This is a genomic window from Bradyrhizobium acaciae (assembly GCF_020889785.1).
Classification (GTDB): Bacteria; Pseudomonadota; Alphaproteobacteria; order Rhizobiales; family Xanthobacteraceae; genus Bradyrhizobium; species Bradyrhizobium acaciae.
In genome coordinates, this window is record NZ_JACMYK010000162.1 from 1 (window position 1) to 15,209 (window position 15,209).

Here is a 15,209-nt window from a genome sequence, read left to right on the forward strand (position 1 = left end):
GCCTCGGCCGTGGTGGCCGACATCGCCGACGTCGCCCGCGGCATTCGCGCCAAGCCGTTCGGCCGCCCGGTCGAGCGGTTGCGCGACACCTCCAAGGCGCCGATGGAACGCCACGAGGGTGGTTACTATATCCGCCTGATGGCGCGCGATCTTGCAGGCACTGCCGCAACAATCGCCACCCGGCTCGCGGAACAGAAGATATCTCTGGAATCCATCGTGCAACGGCACCCGGATGGCGTCGATGTGAATGGCGCGGCCAAAAAACCTTCACCGGTCCCCGTCATTCTGATTACCTATGCGACCAGCGAGGATGCCGTGCATCGCGCGCTGGCCGCAGTGCAGCGCGATAAGGTCATCAGCGGCCGGCCGCAGGTGATCCGGATCGAGAAGAACTAGCGCATGGCCTGAACGGGTCGGGCGTGAGACGATTGATGCGGGCAGGCAGGCCTGTCCCAGAGGCTTAAGGAGTACGCCGATGTCGACCCATATTTCCGTTCCGCCGCAGATGCTGCTCGAGCGCATCCTGACGCTCGAAATCGTGCGCGTGACGGAGCGCGCGGCGGTGTCGGCCGCGCGGCTGCGCGGCCACGGCCAGGAGAAGGCCGCCGACAAGGCCGCGGTCGACGCAATGCGGCGAGAGCTCAACAAGCTGCCGATCGAAGGCACCGTCGTGATCGGCGAGGGCGAGCGCGACGAGGCGCCGATGCTGTTCATCGGCGAGAAGGTCGGCCTCAACGCCGGTCCAAAGGTCGACATCGCGGTCGACCCGCTCGAAGGCACCACGCTGTGCGCCAAGAACATGCCGGGCTCGATCGCCACCATGGCGATGGCCGATGGCGGCACGCTGCTGCACGCGCCCGACGTCTACATGCAGAAGATCGCGATCGGCCCGGGCTACGCCAAGAATGTGATCGAGCTCGACGCGCCGCCGGCCGACAACGTGCGCCGGCTCGCCAAGGCCAAGGGCGTCGACCCCACCGCCATCAACGTGCTGGTGCTCGACCGTCCGCGCCATGCCGACATCATCAATAGCGTGCGCTCGACGGGCGCTGCCGTCCAGCTGATCACCGATGGCGACGTCGCCGGCGTCATTCACTGCGCCAAGCCCGATGAGACCGGCGTCGACATGTATATCGGCACCGGCGGCGCGCCCGAGGGCGTGCTGGCGGCGGTCGCGCTGCGCTGCATCGGCGGCCAGATGCAGTGCCGCCTGATCCTCGACACCGAAGAGAAGCGCGAGCGCGCCCACAAGATGGGCGTCATCGATCCGAAGATGATCTACGGCATCGAGGACATGGCCAAGGGCGACTGCCTGTTCGCCGCCACCGGCGTCACCACCGGCTCGCTCTTGACCGGCGTGAAGTTCAAGAAGGACGTGATCGAGACCGAGACGGTCGTGATGCGCTCGGTCACCGGCACCGTGCGCTACATCAAGGCCGAGCACCGCCAGCTCGAGAAGTTCCACCTGGATTGATGTTGCATTCCGGGGCGTCCGAAGGACGAACCATAGATGCGCAGATTGCGCATCGGGGAATCTCGAGGTTCCGGGTTCGATGCTCCGCATCGCCCCGGAACGACGTGTCCAAGCAACAAGAACAACAACAAGGGGAGACGCGCATGTCCGATCTGTCCTCCGTCAAGGCGCTGGTGTTCGACGTGTTCGGCACCGTGGTCGACTGGCGCACCAGCCTGATCAACGATTTCACGACATGGGGAGAGAAGCGCGGGATCAAGGCCGATTGGACCGCGCTGGTCGACGGCTGGCGCGCGGTCTATGCGGCCTCGATGGACGAGGTGCGCAAGAATCCGCAGAACGGCTACGTCATCCTCGATGAGTTACACCGCCGCTCGCTGGAGAAGCTGGTCGCTCAGTTCGACATCAAGGGACTCACCGAGGCCGATTTGCAGCATCTGACGAAGGGCTGGCATCGTCTGTACGGCTGGCCCGACAGCGTCGCCGGGCTGACCCGGCTGAAGAGCAAATACATCATCTCGCCGCTCTCCAACGGCAACGTCGCGCTGCTCACCAACATGGCGAAGTTCGCGGGCCTGCCCTGGGATCTCGTGATGTCGGCCGAGCTGTTCGAGCACTACAAGCCCGATCCGGAAACCTATCTCGGCGCCGCGAAGCTGCTTTGCCTGCCGCCGGAGCAGGTGATGATGGTCGCCGCGCACAATTACGATCTGAAGCATGCCCAGAAGCACGGCCTGAAGACCGCCTTCGTGGCGCGGCCCACCGAATACGGCCCGTTGCAGAAGGTCGATTTCGAGGCCACCGGCAACTGGGACATCGTGGCCAAGGATTTCGGGGAAATCGCCAGCCGGATGGGCTGCTAGAACTGGCTTGGGATTCACTGAGGCGCTACGATTCCTGCCTGATTGGAAAGGAATCATGACGCTCCACGCATCCGCATTGCCCATCGAAGCGCCGCCGGCGTTTCTTGGTGTGTCGCGGTCGCTGACCGGAAAGCTCTGGCGCGACCGGCTGGATGCGCGCGGGGCGGCGCGGGCGCTCGCGATCGTACAGCGCTATCAATTGCCGGAAATGCTGGCGCGCGTGCTGGCTGGGCGCGATGTCGCGATCGACGATGTCGCCGACTTCCTCGACCCGACCATCCGCAAGCTGATGCCGGATCCCCATACGGTCACCGAGATGGAGCATGCGGCCAAGCGTATCGCGGATGCCGCGGTACGCGGGGAGAAGGTCGCGATCTTCGGAGACTATGACGTCGACGGTGCGACCTCGGCGGCGCTGCTGACATGGCATCTGCGCCATTGCGGGCTCGACCCACTGATCCACATTCCCGACCGCATTTTCGAAGGCTACGGGCCCAACGTCGACGCCGTCCGGGCGCTCGCGGCAAAGGGCGCGACGCTGCTCGTCACCGTCGATTGCGGCACCACCAGCATCGAGCCGCTGGCGGAAGCCAGGAAGCTCGGGATGTCGGTCGTGGTGATCGATCATCATCAGACCGGCGATGAGCTGCCCGAGGTCGACGCGCTGGTGAATCCGAACCGGCCCGACGATCTCTCCGGCCTCGGCCATCTCGCCGCCGTTGGCCTGGTGTTCGTCACCTTGGTCGCGGTCAACCGCGAGCTGCGTCAGCGCGGCTTCTGGACCGGCGTGATGCCGGAGCCGGACCTGCTCAGCATGCTGCATCATGTCGCGCTCGGCACCGTCGCCGACGTCGCGCCGCTGATCGGGCTCAACCGGGCCTTCGTCGCCAAGGGCCTGATCGCGATGCGCCGGCGCGATCATGTCGGCCATACCGCGCTGATGGATGTGGCGCGGCTGAACGGTCCGCCGGAGGCCTGGCATCTCGGCTTCATGCTGGGGCCGCGCATCAATGCCGGCGGCCGCATCGGGCGCGCCGATCTCGGCGTGCGGCTGTTGCTCGAAGGTGATGTTTCGGAGGCCGCGCGGATTGCGGCCGAGCTCGACCGCCTCAACAGCGAGCGGCGCGTGATCGAGCAGGCGGCCGAGGCACAGGCCGAAGCCGAGGCGCTGGCCTCGCTTGGGCTGGAGGACAAGGGCGCTGTCATCGTCACCGCGGCGGAAGGCTGGCATCCCGGCGTGGTCGGGCTCGTCGCCGCGCGGCTGAAGGAGAAGTTCGCGCGTCCTGCGTTTGCGATCGCGCTCGAGCCGGGCGGCATCGGCACCGGATCGGGCCGTTCGATCGGCGGCGTCGATCTCGGCAAGGCGGTGCGCCAGGCGGTGCACGATGGGCTGCTGATGAAGGGCGGCGGGCACGCGATGGCGGCGGGTGTGACGCTGCGCAAGGAGAAGCTCGCGGAATTCCGTGCCTACATGGAAAGCGCGCTGGCGGCCGACGTCGCCAACTCTCGCCACGAGAACGAGCTGTTCATCGACGGCGCGGTCACCGCGCGCGCGGTGACGCCGGAATTCGCCGCGACGCTCAATCGCGCGGGCCCGTTCGGCAGCGCCAATCCGGAGCCGGTGATTGCGCTGCCGTCGCATCAGCTGGTCTATGCCGATGAGGTCGGGCAGGCGCATCTGCGGCTGCGCTTCAAGTCCGGCGACGGTTCTATCGTCAACGGTATCGCATTCCGCTCCATCGGACAGAAGCTCGGCAGCGCCTTGACGCAAAATCGCGGCCAGCAACTGCACGTGGCGGGCTCTCTTGCAGTCGACCGTTGGCAAGGCACCGAACGTGTGCAATTCCGTGTCCTCGACGTCGCGGCGCCGGATCAGGGCCCGACGGTGATCCGATAAGAAACGTTGGGAGAGGACATGTCAGGACAGGTTGAAGGCAAGGTCGCGCTGGTGACCGGCGGCGCGTCGGGTATCGGCGAAGCCATCGTCGAATTGCTCGCGCAGGAAGGCGCGACGGTTGTCGCGACCGACATCGACGAATTGAGGGGACCGGAGCTCGCCGCGCGGCTCACGAAAGCCGGGCGCAAGGTGAGCTTCCTGCCGCAGGACGTCACCAGCGAAGAGCGCTGGATCGAAATCGTCAGTGAGATCGGCAAGCGGCATGGCCGGCTGGATATCATGGTCTCGAACGCCGGCATCGGCATCGGAGCGCCGTCGATCGTCGAGATGTCACTTGCGGATTGGCGTCGGCAGACCGCCATCAATATCGATGGCGTGTTCCTGTCGGTGAAGCATTCTCTGCCGCTGATGCGCAAGCACGGCGGCGGCTCCATCATCATGATGTCGTCGCTGGCCGGCCTGCGCGGTGCGGCGACGCTTTCCGGCTACAGCGCCACCAAGGGCGCGGTCCGGTTGTTTGCCAAGTCGATCGCGATGGAATGCGCCCAGGTCGGCGACGGCATCCGCGTCAACTCCGTGCATCCCGGAATCATCGATACGCCGATCTGGGGCAAGATCCCGACCGGCGCAACCGGCGCCGGCCAGAACGCGCCGATCGATCCGGAGGAGCGTGCGAGGTTCGCGACGCCGCTCGGACGCGCCGGCCAGGCCATCGAGATCGCGCAGGGCGTGCTCTATCTCGCCTCGGACGCGTCGCGCTATGTCACCGGCAGCGAGCTCGTGATCGACGGCGGTATGAACGCCGGCGGCGTGGTGCGCCAGCCGACGTAGGTCTCCGTCATTGCGAGGAGTTGAACGGCGCATTTGCATCCCAACCGTCGTCGTCCCTGCGAGAGCAGGGACCCATACCCCGCGGCCGATGTTGTGAGCGGGACTTGTCATTCCAGCGGTGTGCAACAATCATCATCTGTGGTTATGGGTCCCTGCTTTCGCAGGGACGACACGGAGTATGTGCTGCAGCTAGCCGCCTTGCCGTAACCGCGCCAGCACCTTGAGCCCGCCGTAACCGTCGGCGGGCAGCAGCCCCATCCTGATCTGGTAATCCTTGATCGCCTTCATGGTGTCGTTGCCGACGCGGCCGTCGGTGCCGCCGGTGTCGAAGCCGGCCTTGGTCAGCCGCGTCTGCATCTCCTGCACTTCGGCAAGCGTCAGCGCCCGCTCCGAGCCCGGGAAGGGCTGGATGAACGGCGGCCCGCCGAGACAGCGATCGCCGAGATGGCAGATCGCCAGCGCGTAGTTCATCGAGGGATTGTAGCTCTTCACCGAGTTGAAGTTCGGGCCGAGCAGGAAGGCGGGGCCGCCCGCGACGGGGATCCAGAGTTGCGCCGACGCGTTCGGTCGCGGGAACGGCTGGCCGTCGGCTCTGACGACACCGGCGCTGGTCCAGGCTGCGTAGCTGCGGCTGCCGCTGGCGCCGCCACCGGGCGCGCGGACTTCATAACCCCAATGTTCGCCGCGGTGCCATTTGCCGCGATTGACGAGGTACTTCGCGGTCGAGCCCAGTGCATCGTCGGGCCGGCCGAACGGCGAGACCTTGCCGTCGCCGTCATAGTCGAAGCCGACATTGAGCCAGACTTCCGGCATCCACTGCGAATGGCCCATCGCGCCGGCCCAGGAGCCGTTCATCTCTTCGGGTGTGCTCCAGCCGCGCTGCACGATCTTCATCGCGTTGATCAGCTCGGTCTCCCAATAGGCCTTGCGGCGCGGCTCGTTCCAGGCGAGCGCGGCGAGGGAGGGGAACACCGGCGTCATGTGGTTCTGCTGCACCAGCGGATCGCCATAGGCTGATTCAACGCCCCACAGCGCGAGCAGCGTGCCGCGCTCGACGCCGAAGTCGCGCTCGATCCGGCCGAACAGCGCTTCGTTCTTCTTCAGCGCCTCGCGGCCGTGGATGACCCGCCAGTCGGAGACGCGGCGATTGATGTACTGCCAGATCTGCTCGTGGAATTCAGGCTGGTTGCGCATCTGCTTGAACACGCTCATGTCGGGCTCGACCCGCCCCATGCAGCGATTCCAGGTCGCCTCCGAAATGCCCTTTGCCAGCGCGCGGGCGCGAAAATTATCGCGCCATTGCTCGAAGCCGGGCGGAGCGGCTGCCAGCGCGCCGAGCGGACTGGCGAGCGTCACGCTTGCGGCGAGCCCCGCCTTGAGGACGGCGCGCCGGGCGGGGGATTTCGGAGAATCAGGCTGTTTCATGCGGCCAGTGTAGCGGCGCCGATCGGGTGAGCCAAAAGCCACGCCGCCGCAGGAGCTATGTATCCTGCAAATCTGTGGCGATTTTTGACAGCCATTGCCGAACCACCTGTTCCGACTTCGGGTCGAGGCCGGCGGAGAGCCGTCGCTCCTGGGCCTGGGCGATATGGCGGCATTTCTCCAGCACCGTGGTTCCATGGCCGGTCAGCGTCCATTGCAGCACCCGGCCGTGAACCGGGTGCGGCGTCTTGCGGATCGCGCCGTCGCGCTCGAGGTTGCGGATGATCACACTGACCGTCTGCGGCGTCAGCAGCGCCACCCGCGCCAGATCGGCGCCGGATAATCCCGGATAGGCCTTCAGCATGGTGAGCACGACGAATTGCGGTGAGGTGACGCCGAGGTGTCCCAGTTCGCGTTCCATCGACAGCCGCGAAGCCGCATGCGCCTGGCGCAGCAGATAGGCGAGGTAGCCCTGTTCGCCGCGCTTGCCTTCGCCGGGTGGCGGGACGAGCGGGGCAGCGACGACGTCGCCTGCGGTCGCTCCCGAACCCGCCGCGACCTTTCGGCCGGCGTTTGTCCTGGCTGGACGTCGCCCGGCGGCGCCGGATTTCCCTCGTTTCCGCATTCCCGCCATGTTGCCTTCGCGAATGTCTGCGCCTTGCTCTGTATCAGAGCTCTGATAATATGTCAGTACACTGATAACATGAGGCCGCGCCGATGTCACATGCCCGCAAGGAATACACCGACTTCGAGAAGCTCGCTCCCGATGTGTTCGCCGCCGTGCGTGCGCTCGGCCAGTTCGCGGCGAAGGCCGGCCTCGACAAGCAGCTGCTGGAGCTGGTCAAGATCCGCGCCTCGCAGATCAATGGCTGCGCCTTCTGCGTGCAGTATCACATCCTGCAGAGCGAGAGTCTCGGCGTGCCCGTCGACAAGCTGAACCTCGTCGTGGTGTGGCGCGAGGCGCCGCAGTTCTCGGCCCGCGAGCGCGCCGCGCTGGCCTGGACCGAAGCACTGACGACCATGCCGAACGGCGTCAGTGACGAGGTCTACGCGCAGGCCACCGCCGAATTCTCCGAACAGGAACTGACCTATCTGACCTCGGCGATCGCGTCGATCAATGTCTGGAACCGGTTCGGCGCAGCCTATCGCTGGACGCCGCCGCCGCGCCGGCAGCGCGCGGACGCCCCGGCTTCGTAGGCATCGAGACGGATCAGAACGACAATAGACAGGGGAGACCAACTGATGAGCTCGATGGCGATGACACCATCTCTTTCATTCGCACGGCCGCCGCGCCCGGTTTCGCTGGCCGTGATCGCGGGACTGGCCTGCGCCTTCGTGATCGGCAAGGCGTTGCCGCCCCCGATCGATGCGATCTCCGCGGTGATCGCGCCGCTCTGCGCCAGCGCGAATGCGGCGTCGCCGCTCGACAAGGTCGAGGTCATCAGCTCGCATGCGCTGCCCAACGTGGCGGGCAAGCGCGTCACGGTGGTGCGCGTGTTCTACGGTCCGGGCGGCTTCACGCCGCCGCACCGCCATTCGGGTTCGGTGACGGCCTACATCACGAAGGGCGAGATCCGCTCCCAGCTCGGCGGCGGGCCGGTCGAGACCTTCAAGGTCGGCCAGTCGTTCTTCGAGCCGCCGGGCTCGACCCACATGGTCTCGGCCAATGCGAGCACCACGGAGCCCGCGGAACTGATCGCGGTGTTCGTGGCCGACGAAGGCGCGCAGCTGACCACGATGCTCCAATAGCCGCTATCGATCGACGGGAGGCTGCAAGCACACTGGACCAGTTTGCTGCTCAGCTTGAGTGAAAGTGGACCTTGCGTGCAATGCGGCGCGTCGATTGATTGCGTGACAGGTTGCGCTGCAGGTTGCTGACGAGGGACAATGTGATGATCAGTCTGAATGGACTCTCTGCCTTCCCGATAACGCCCTCGAACCGGGAAGGGCAGGTCGATACGGGCGCTCTGCGCGCATTGCTCGAACCTTTGATTGCGGCGAAGGTGGATTCGATCGGGCTGCTCGGAAGCACCGGGTCATATCCGTATTTCAGCCGCGAAGAGCGGCGGCGGGCGGTGCAGGCGGCGACCGCCTTGGGCGACGGCAGGATGCCGATCCTGGTCGGTATCGGTGCGCTGCGCACCGACGAGGCGGTGCGTTTGGCGCAAGATGCGCGTGATGCCGGTGCGGCGGCGGGCCTTTTGGCGGCGGTTTCCTATACGCCGCTGACGGACGATGAGGTCTTCGAGCATTTTCAAACCGTGGCCCGCGAGAGCAGGTTGCCGATCTGCATCTACGATAATCCTGGAACCACCCATTTCCGGTTCACGCCGGCTCTGATCGGCCGTCTCGGCCGTGTCGAGGGCATCGTCGCGGTGAAGAGCCCCGCGCTCGACGCTGCAAACCTGTCAGGCCATCTCCGGGAATTGCGGGCCGTCGTTCCGGGCGGCGTCGCGTTGGGCTACAGCGCCGACTGGAATTGCACCGAGGCGCTGTTGGCAGGCGGGGACACCTGGTACAGCGTGCTCGCAGGCATCTTCCCGAGGATTTGCCTCGATATCATCCGCGCTGTGAGGAGCGGCGATGCGGCCCGGGCGCGACAGCTCGATGCGCGCTTGCTGCCGATGTGGGAGCTGTTCAAGGCATACTCGGGTCTGCGCGTCGTCTACGCGCTTGCCAATCTCAGAGGCATCTGTACGGCCGAGCCCCCACGTCCGATCCTGCCGCTTCCCGCGGACGCTCAGCGGAGGGTCCAGGAGACGTTGGCCGCATTGGAGATCGACTGACTGCGTCGCGCGGGGCGTGACGGGAGGGTATCCAGTGTCTGGCCTGTAGCGCGGTGTGGCTTCCATCCGCGCGCAAAATCGGCATAACCAGTCGCAAGGCGTGCTCGGCATTCTGGGAGGCACACGATGCGATTGCTGGCGTTTCTGTTGACCTTGCTGGTTCCTGCAATGGCGTGGGCCGAGGAACCCGCAACCAATGCACCGGCGCTGTGGGGCAGCCCCACGGTCGACAATGGCGCCTGCTGCAAGACGCTCAGCGAGGTCCGCGGCAATATCGATCGGCTCGACCGTGAGATCGTGCGCCTGATGGCGGAGCGCGGCCGCTATGTGCATGAAGCCGCGCGCTTCAAGGCCAACCCCGCGCAGGTCGAGGCGCCGGAGCGCGCCGAGGCTGTCGTGAAAAAGGCGATGGCGCTCGCGGATGCGGACGGGCTGTCGCCCAAGGTTGCCGAAGCTGCTTATCGCGCCATGGTGCGCGCCTTTATCGATTACGAGCAGGGCATTTTCGCAGCAGCCGCGGCGCGCGGTGATACACCCTGGAAGAAATAGCTAAAGCGCGATGAGATTAGATTAGCCTGAATCGTCATCGCGCTTTAGCTTGCTTTTTTGAGCATGATCTCTTCGGAAAACCGCTCCACATTTTTCCGGATCATGCTCTAGTTGCTGCCGCCCTCGTGGGTGTCGATGCGATGCAGGACATCGTCGGGCAGGGCATGCGCAATGGCCGCGGCAGGTCCGGGCTCGGGCCCGATCTCGCGGCCGCGGCCGCGGATCAGCCGCTCATAGGCCGACACCAGCGTGGTGTAGGGATTGACCCAGAGCCAGCCGTCGCGCGTGAACACCTGCACGTCGAAATGCAGATGCCGTGACGTGCCGTTGGGATGGTCGAGGTAGTTCGAGACCACGCCGATCTTCTCGCCCTCGGCGACGCGGCGTCCGTTGAGCAGGCCGTCGGCGTCCATCACCGACGGGTTCATGTGCATGTAGCGGAAGCGGACATGCTCGGTGCGGGTGTTGACCTGCAAAGTCGCCGCCTGCTGCTGCGCCGAGCGGATCACGATGCCGTCGCGCACCGCGACCACCGCCTGCTGCCTCGGGTCGCAACCGTCCTTGCTGCCGGCGGGACACGCGCCCGGCCTGATATCCTGGCCCTGATGGCCGTAGCCGCTGGCGCATTGGCCGACCTCGAAGCTGCGCGCCTCGCAGAAATTATCCTGCCAGGGATACTCGTCCGCGGTCGCGCCCGCCTTGCGCCTGGCGAAGGATTGCGAGTGCGCGAAAGCCGGCGCCTTCTCGAGCGGAAAGCGAATCTGCGAATAGGCGGTGAGATCGGCGTGGCCGCCCTGCTGCCTGCGTCCGCCGCTGCCCGCGACGATGTCGCCACTCGGGCGGTAGCTGAAGTCGGCCGCCGGCGTGATCGGCCGATCGGCGAAACCGGAGGCGATATCGCCGCGGGGCTGCGAGGGCTGCCCGCCGACGATGCGCAAGGCCTTCAGGAAGCGCTCGGCGACCGGAGTGGCCTCGCGACAGGCCAGTCGCTTCGCCCGCGGCGCGCTGTCGAGGCACTGGATCGACACGACATAGGGAATCCCGAAGCGGGTGAAGGCGTAGCGGAGATAGCCTTCACGGATGACGCGGCGTATGTCCGGAAACTGCGCGGCCAGTGCCTTGACCGGCTCGCCCTTGCCGCCGAGCCGGTCGGCGAGGTCGTAGACCAGGATCGAGCCCGAGATCTGCACCTCGACCGGCTTTGCAAACGTCCGCGGTGGCATGCCGTCGCCGGCACCGGGGTCGAGCGAGAACACCGCGTCGTAGCCGGACGCGCCGGCATCGAAGAGATCCACAGCGCGGAAATCGGCCTGATAGCGCGCGACCGGCAGGTTGCCCGGTCCAGCGCCTTGCCGCGCGTCGAGATAGCTTGCGGGGTCGAATGGCAGCAGCACCGGGATCGGGCTGCGCGCGATACCGGGGAAGAGCGGCGAGGTCGCCGCATTGAGCTGCACCAAAGCGGGCGTCGACCGCGGATCGGTGGCGGGGACGCGGCGTTGTCCGGCGAAGGTGAAGTTGGCGGCGACGGCCGGGCGGGAGGTGATCTCCTGCTGCAACTGGTCGAGCACGGCGCGCCATTCGACCCGCGTGGCCGAGATCGATGGCGTCCGGAATTCGTCGGCATGGGCGCCGGGAGGAGGCAAGAGCAGGGCTGCCAGCCAGCAACTGATGAAGCTGACCACCTTCCTGTTCACTGCACCCCCCGGTTCGAGTCTCCTGAGAGATTATCGCTCAATCCTTGGCGCGTTCAACGTAAGAACCGTCCTCGGTCATGACGACGATGCGCGTTCCGGTGGAAACGTGCGGCGGCACGCCGGTGCGAATGCCGTTGGAGAGCATCGCGGGCTTGTAAGACGACGACGCGGTCTGGCCCTTGGTGACGGGCTCGGTTTCCACCACTTCCAGCGTCACGCGCTGCGGCAGCTGGATCGCGACCGGATTGCCGTCGTGCATCGACAGCTTCACGGTCATGTTCTCTTGCAGATACGGCGCAGATGACCCGACGATCTCCTTCGAGACCTGGACCTGGTCGTAGTTGTCGTTGTTCATGAAGTGGAAGCCGTCGGCGTCTTCGTAAAGGTAGTTGTAGTTGTGGTCTTCGACGGTGGCCTTCTCGACCTGGTCGGTGGTCTTGTAGCGCTCCGAGACCTTCACGCCGTCGCCGATGCGGCGCATTTCGATCTGGCTGACCGGGGTGCCCTTGCCGGGATGAATGTTTTCGGCGGAGAGGACCACATAGAGCTTGCCATCCTGCTCGATGATGTTGCCCTTGCGGATGGAACTGGCGATGACTTTCAAAGGTGTTTTCCTGAATTTGAGGGCCGGGGGCGCAAACCGGTTCGGCAGCCCCTCTGCCATGGCGGCGATTTCGGGCCGCAACATACTCATTTATCCCTGAGATGCCAGTCTTTTGCGGCCGAATTCGGCAGGTTGCCAACCGTTCCGGCTCGCCGGGATTGACCCTGTTTCCGAACCGAATCCGCGTCCAGGCCGTTGGCGCCGGCTCGCGCGAGCAAGGCAACCCCAGGCGGCAGCGGGGCACCCGATGGACAACGCCGGCATCTTTCGACAAGAAGGGATCCGCGTCGCCGCATCTCCCGGAGGCCAAGGTTGTGTGCGCCATGTATTTGTTTAGAATCAAGTATTTGCGTCCGAATCTTGAATACGCGTGGGGACATGTTGATGTTGAATCCGCAACCGCCGGGACGGCCGAACGATGACAGCACACGACCAGCCTTCGCCGTGGTGGACACCATCGCGCTATGCCGATCGCAGGCCCTTCCTGCAGGCGCGGACCGCGATCACGCGGGCGCTCCGCGCCTGGTTCGAGGAGCAGGGATTTGCCGAGGTCGAGACCGCCATCCTGCAGATCTCTCCGGGTAACGAGACGCATCTGCACGCCCCGCGCACCGAGCTGAGGCAGGCCGATGGTGCGCAAGCGACGCGTTATCTGCGCACCTCTCCGGAATTCGCCTGCAAGAAGCTGCTCGCGGCCGGCGAGCCGAAGATCTACGAGTTCGCGCGGGTGTTCCGCGACCGCGAACGCGGCGACCTGCATCTCCCCGAATTCACCATGCTGGAATGGTACCGCGCCAATGCCGGCTATGACGCCATCATGGCCGATACGATCGTCGTGATCGCCCATGCGGCGCAGGCGACCGGGATCGGGCGGTTTTCGTTCCGCGGCAGGATGGCCGATCCGTTTGCCGAGCCGGAGCTGCTGACGGTCGCCGCAGGCTTCGAGCGCTTCGCCGGCATCGACCTGCTGGCGACGATCTCGGACGGCGAGGGCGATCGCGAGGCCATGGCATCGGCCGCGAAGCAGCGGGTGCGGATTGCCGACGACGACACCTGGTCGGACATCTTCAGCAAGGTGCTGGTCGAGCATGTCGAGCCCAATCTGGGTCAGGGGCGTCTGACGGTGCTGTTCGAATACCCGTCACCCGAGGCCGCGCTGGCGCGGACCAAGGCGGGCGAACCACGGATCGCCGAGCGTTTCGAGGTCTATGCCTGCGGCGTCGAGCTCGCCAACGGCTTTGGCGAGTTGACCGACGCGACCGAGCAGCGCCATCGTTTCACCGCAGCGATGGACGAGAAGGCCCGCCGCTACGGCGAGCGCTATCCGCTCGACGACGATTTCCTTGCCGCCATCGGCCAGATGCCCGAGGCGAGCGGCGTCGCGCTCGGCTTCGACCGGCTGGTGATGCTGGCGAGCGGCGCACCACGAATTGATCAGGTGGTCTGGACACCGCCTGCAGGAGAGACATGAACAGCATCGACCACAAATTGGCGGCGACGCTGCGACAGCCGCGCGAACTGGTCGATGCCGGCCTCGCGCCGGTCGCAGCGCTTGCCGCGCTCGAGCAGGTGGCTGCGCGTTACGCGGTCGCGGTGACGCCGGAGCTTGCAGCGCTGATCGATCCGGCCGATCCTGCGGACCCGATCGCGCGGCAGTTCATCCCGAGCGCCGACGAGCTCGTGGAGCGACCGGGCGAGAACGCCGACCCGATCGGCGACGATGCGCATTCGCCGGTCTCAGGCATCGTGCATCGCTATCCGGACCGGGTGTTGTTCAAGCTCGTCCATGTCTGCGCGGTGTATTGCCGGTTTTGCTTCCGGCGCGAAATGGTCGGGCCCGGAAAGGCATCCGCCTTGTCGGACGACGCCTACCGCGCGGGGCTCGATTACATCCGTAGCCATCCACAGATCTGGGAAGTCATCCTGACCGGCGGCGATCCCCTGATGCTGTCGCCGCGCAGGTTGACCGAGATCATGGCCGACCTCGCCGCCATCGATCACGTCAAGATCGTCCGCCTCCACACCCGTGTCCCGATTGCCGATCCGGATCGCATCAATCCGGAGACGGTTGCGGCGCTGCGGGCCGAAGGGGCGACGACCTGGATTGCGATCCACGCCAACCATCCGCGCGAATTGGGCGCCAATGCCCGCACGGCGTGCGCGCGCCTCAGTGACGCCGGCATTCCATTGGTCAGCCAGTCGGTCTTGTTGCGCGGCGTCAATGACGATGCGGCGACGCTCGAGGCACTGATGCGCGCCTTCGTGGAGTGCCGGATCAAGCCCTATTACCTGCATCACGGCGACCTTGCGCCCGGCACCGCGCATTTGCGCACCACGATCGAAGCCGGGCAGGAGTTGATGCGGGCGCTGCGCGGGCGCGTCTCCGGCCTTTGTCAGCCGGACTATGTCCTCGACATCCCCGGCGGCTACGGCAAGGCGCCGATCGGCCCGACCTATTTGTCGCAGCCGGCTTCCCGCGAAGGTGAGGAAGACGTGGAACGGCGATACCGTATCGTCGATTATTGCGGTGACGTTCATCTTTACCCGCCGCAATCGTGAGCCCGCGGTGAGCGGGGCCGGGGACGGACGGCACGAGCCGCCCGACAATGAGGCAACCGCGGCATCGAAAATGCTGTGATGTTCGGCTTCTTTGCGGTGCTGGTCGCCGCGGGAATCTGGCTCCTTGGCACGATGGCCGATATACGGAAGGTACAGGATTGCGCAGCGCAGGGGCGACGCAACTGTGCTACCGTCGAAGCGCCGGAACGGGCGCAATAGGGTTGAGAAGCGGAGACGCGAGATGCGGAAGACAGTTTTGTTGATGGCTCTGATGGTGGTTGGAGCGCCCCAGGTTGGAACGTCCCAGGCATGGGCGCAGCAACAGGGCGGATCGTCCTCCATGCAGAAGAACGCGCCGGTGCCGGAGGCGCCGGTCGGACATCGTCAGCCGCGCCGCGGCGACGTCGGCAACGAGAAGAATATCAGCGATCCGAACAGCCAGGCCAATAAGGAAGACGCTGCGCTCGACAAGAAGATCAAGAGCATCTGCCGCGGCTGCTAGAGCGGGATGGGTTTTGGTTGAATCGGCC

15 protein-coding genes and 1 pseudogene are annotated in these 15,209 nt (G+C 65.7%); 12 read left to right on the forward strand and 4 right to left on the reverse strand.

Going from position 1 to position 15,209, the window contains the following annotated elements:
* The 5 genes and pseudogenes from H8A92_RS35065 to H8A92_RS35085 all read left to right on the forward strand — a co-directional run.
* Positions 1–396, forward strand: a pseudogene (locus H8A92_RS35065) (homoserine dehydrogenase); the annotation flags it as partial.
* Positions 397–475: 79 nt separating this feature from the next.
* On the forward strand, positions 476–1,474 hold the full coding sequence (gene glpX, locus H8A92_RS35070) for a class II fructose-bisphosphatase (protein WP_029083354.1): 999 nt from the start codon (positions 476–478) through the stop codon (positions 1,472–1,474).
* Between the two features lie 143 nt (positions 1,475–1,617).
* Positions 1,618–2,337 carry a haloacid dehalogenase type II gene (locus H8A92_RS35075; protein ID WP_229199905.1) on the forward strand — a complete coding sequence of 240 codons (720 nt, stop codon included), beginning with the start codon at positions 1,618–1,620 and terminating at the stop codon, positions 2,335–2,337.
* Positions 2,338–2,392: 55 nt separating this feature from the next.
* The gene (gene recJ / locus H8A92_RS35080) at positions 2,393–4,234 is read left to right on the forward strand and encodes a single-stranded-DNA-specific exonuclease RecJ (RefSeq protein ID WP_229199906.1); all 1,842 of its coding nucleotides are present in this window, start codon (positions 2,393–2,395) and stop codon (positions 4,232–4,234) included.
* An 18-nt stretch (positions 4,235–4,252) separates the two neighbouring features.
* Positions 4,253–5,065, forward strand: a complete 813-nt coding sequence (locus H8A92_RS35085; protein WP_229199907.1) for an SDR family NAD(P)-dependent oxidoreductase — start codon at positions 4,253–4,255, stop codon at positions 5,063–5,065.
* 189 nt (positions 5,066–5,254) lie between these two features.
* Here H8A92_RS35085 and H8A92_RS35090 read toward each other — a convergent pair whose 3' ends face one another.
* Both H8A92_RS35090 and H8A92_RS35095 read right to left on the reverse strand, forming a co-directional pair.
* Positions 5,255–6,490, reverse strand: a complete 1,236-nt coding sequence (locus H8A92_RS35090; RefSeq protein ID WP_229199908.1) for a lytic murein transglycosylase — start codon at positions 6,488–6,490, stop codon at positions 5,255–5,257.
* A gap of 55 nt (positions 6,491–6,545) precedes the next feature.
* On the reverse strand, positions 6,546–7,121 hold the full coding sequence (locus H8A92_RS35095; RefSeq protein WP_229199909.1) for a MarR family winged helix-turn-helix transcriptional regulator: 576 nt from the start codon (positions 7,119–7,121) through the stop codon (positions 6,546–6,548).
* Between the two features lie 83 nt (positions 7,122–7,204).
* On the opposite strand from H8A92_RS35095, the gene H8A92_RS35100 reads away from it, so the two are divergent.
* The 4 genes from H8A92_RS35100 (at position 7,205) to H8A92_RS35115 (ending at position 9,822) form a co-directional block, all read left to right on the forward strand.
* Positions 7,205–7,684 carry a carboxymuconolactone decarboxylase family protein gene (locus H8A92_RS35100; RefSeq protein WP_229199910.1) on the forward strand — a complete coding sequence of 160 codons (480 nt, stop codon included), beginning with the start codon at positions 7,205–7,207 and terminating at the stop codon, positions 7,682–7,684.
* Positions 7,685–7,729: 45 nt separating this feature from the next.
* Complete coding sequence (locus H8A92_RS35105) at positions 7,730–8,236, forward strand: cupin domain-containing protein (RefSeq protein WP_229199911.1); 507 nt, start codon at positions 7,730–7,732, stop codon at positions 8,234–8,236.
* A gap of 143 nt (positions 8,237–8,379) precedes the next feature.
* Positions 8,380–9,273 carry a dihydrodipicolinate synthase family protein gene (locus H8A92_RS35110; RefSeq protein WP_229199912.1) on the forward strand — a complete coding sequence of 298 codons (894 nt, stop codon included), beginning with the start codon at positions 8,380–8,382 and terminating at the stop codon, positions 9,271–9,273.
* A 126-nt stretch (positions 9,274–9,399) separates the two neighbouring features.
* Complete coding sequence (locus H8A92_RS35115) at positions 9,400–9,822, forward strand: chorismate mutase (RefSeq protein ID WP_229199913.1); 423 nt, start codon at positions 9,400–9,402, stop codon at positions 9,820–9,822.
* Between the two features lie 107 nt (positions 9,823–9,929).
* On the opposite strand, the gene H8A92_RS35120 is transcribed toward H8A92_RS35115, so the two are convergent.
* Together H8A92_RS35120 and efp are read right to left on the reverse strand one after the other, a co-directional pair.
* Complete coding sequence (locus H8A92_RS35120) at positions 9,930–11,516, reverse strand: M23 family metallopeptidase (RefSeq protein WP_229199914.1); 1,587 nt, start codon at positions 11,514–11,516, stop codon at positions 9,930–9,932.
* A gap of 37 nt (positions 11,517–11,553) precedes the next feature.
* Positions 11,554–12,120, reverse strand: a complete 567-nt coding sequence (efp, locus tag H8A92_RS35125) for an elongation factor P (protein WP_092125602.1) — start codon at positions 12,118–12,120, stop codon at positions 11,554–11,556.
* A gap of 418 nt (positions 12,121–12,538) precedes the next feature.
* Between efp and epmA the strand changes: the two genes are divergently transcribed.
* The 3 genes from epmA (at position 12,539) to H8A92_RS35140 (ending at position 15,181) form a co-directional block, all read left to right on the forward strand.
* The gene (gene epmA / locus H8A92_RS35130; RefSeq protein WP_229199915.1) at positions 12,539–13,591 is read left to right on the forward strand and encodes an EF-P lysine aminoacylase EpmA; all 1,053 of its coding nucleotides are present in this window, start codon (positions 12,539–12,541) and stop codon (positions 13,589–13,591) included.
* Positions 13,588–14,679, forward strand: a complete 1,092-nt coding sequence (locus H8A92_RS35135) for a lysine-2,3-aminomutase-like protein (RefSeq protein WP_229199916.1) — start codon at positions 13,588–13,590, stop codon at positions 14,677–14,679. Before epmA ends, H8A92_RS35135 begins: the two co-directional genes overlap by 4 nt.
* Before the next feature lie 241 nt (positions 14,680–14,920).
* Entirely contained in the window at positions 14,921–15,181 is a 261-nt protein-coding gene (locus H8A92_RS35140; RefSeq protein WP_229199917.1) for a hypothetical protein, read from the forward strand.
* Positions 15,182–15,209 lie beyond the last annotated feature (28 nt).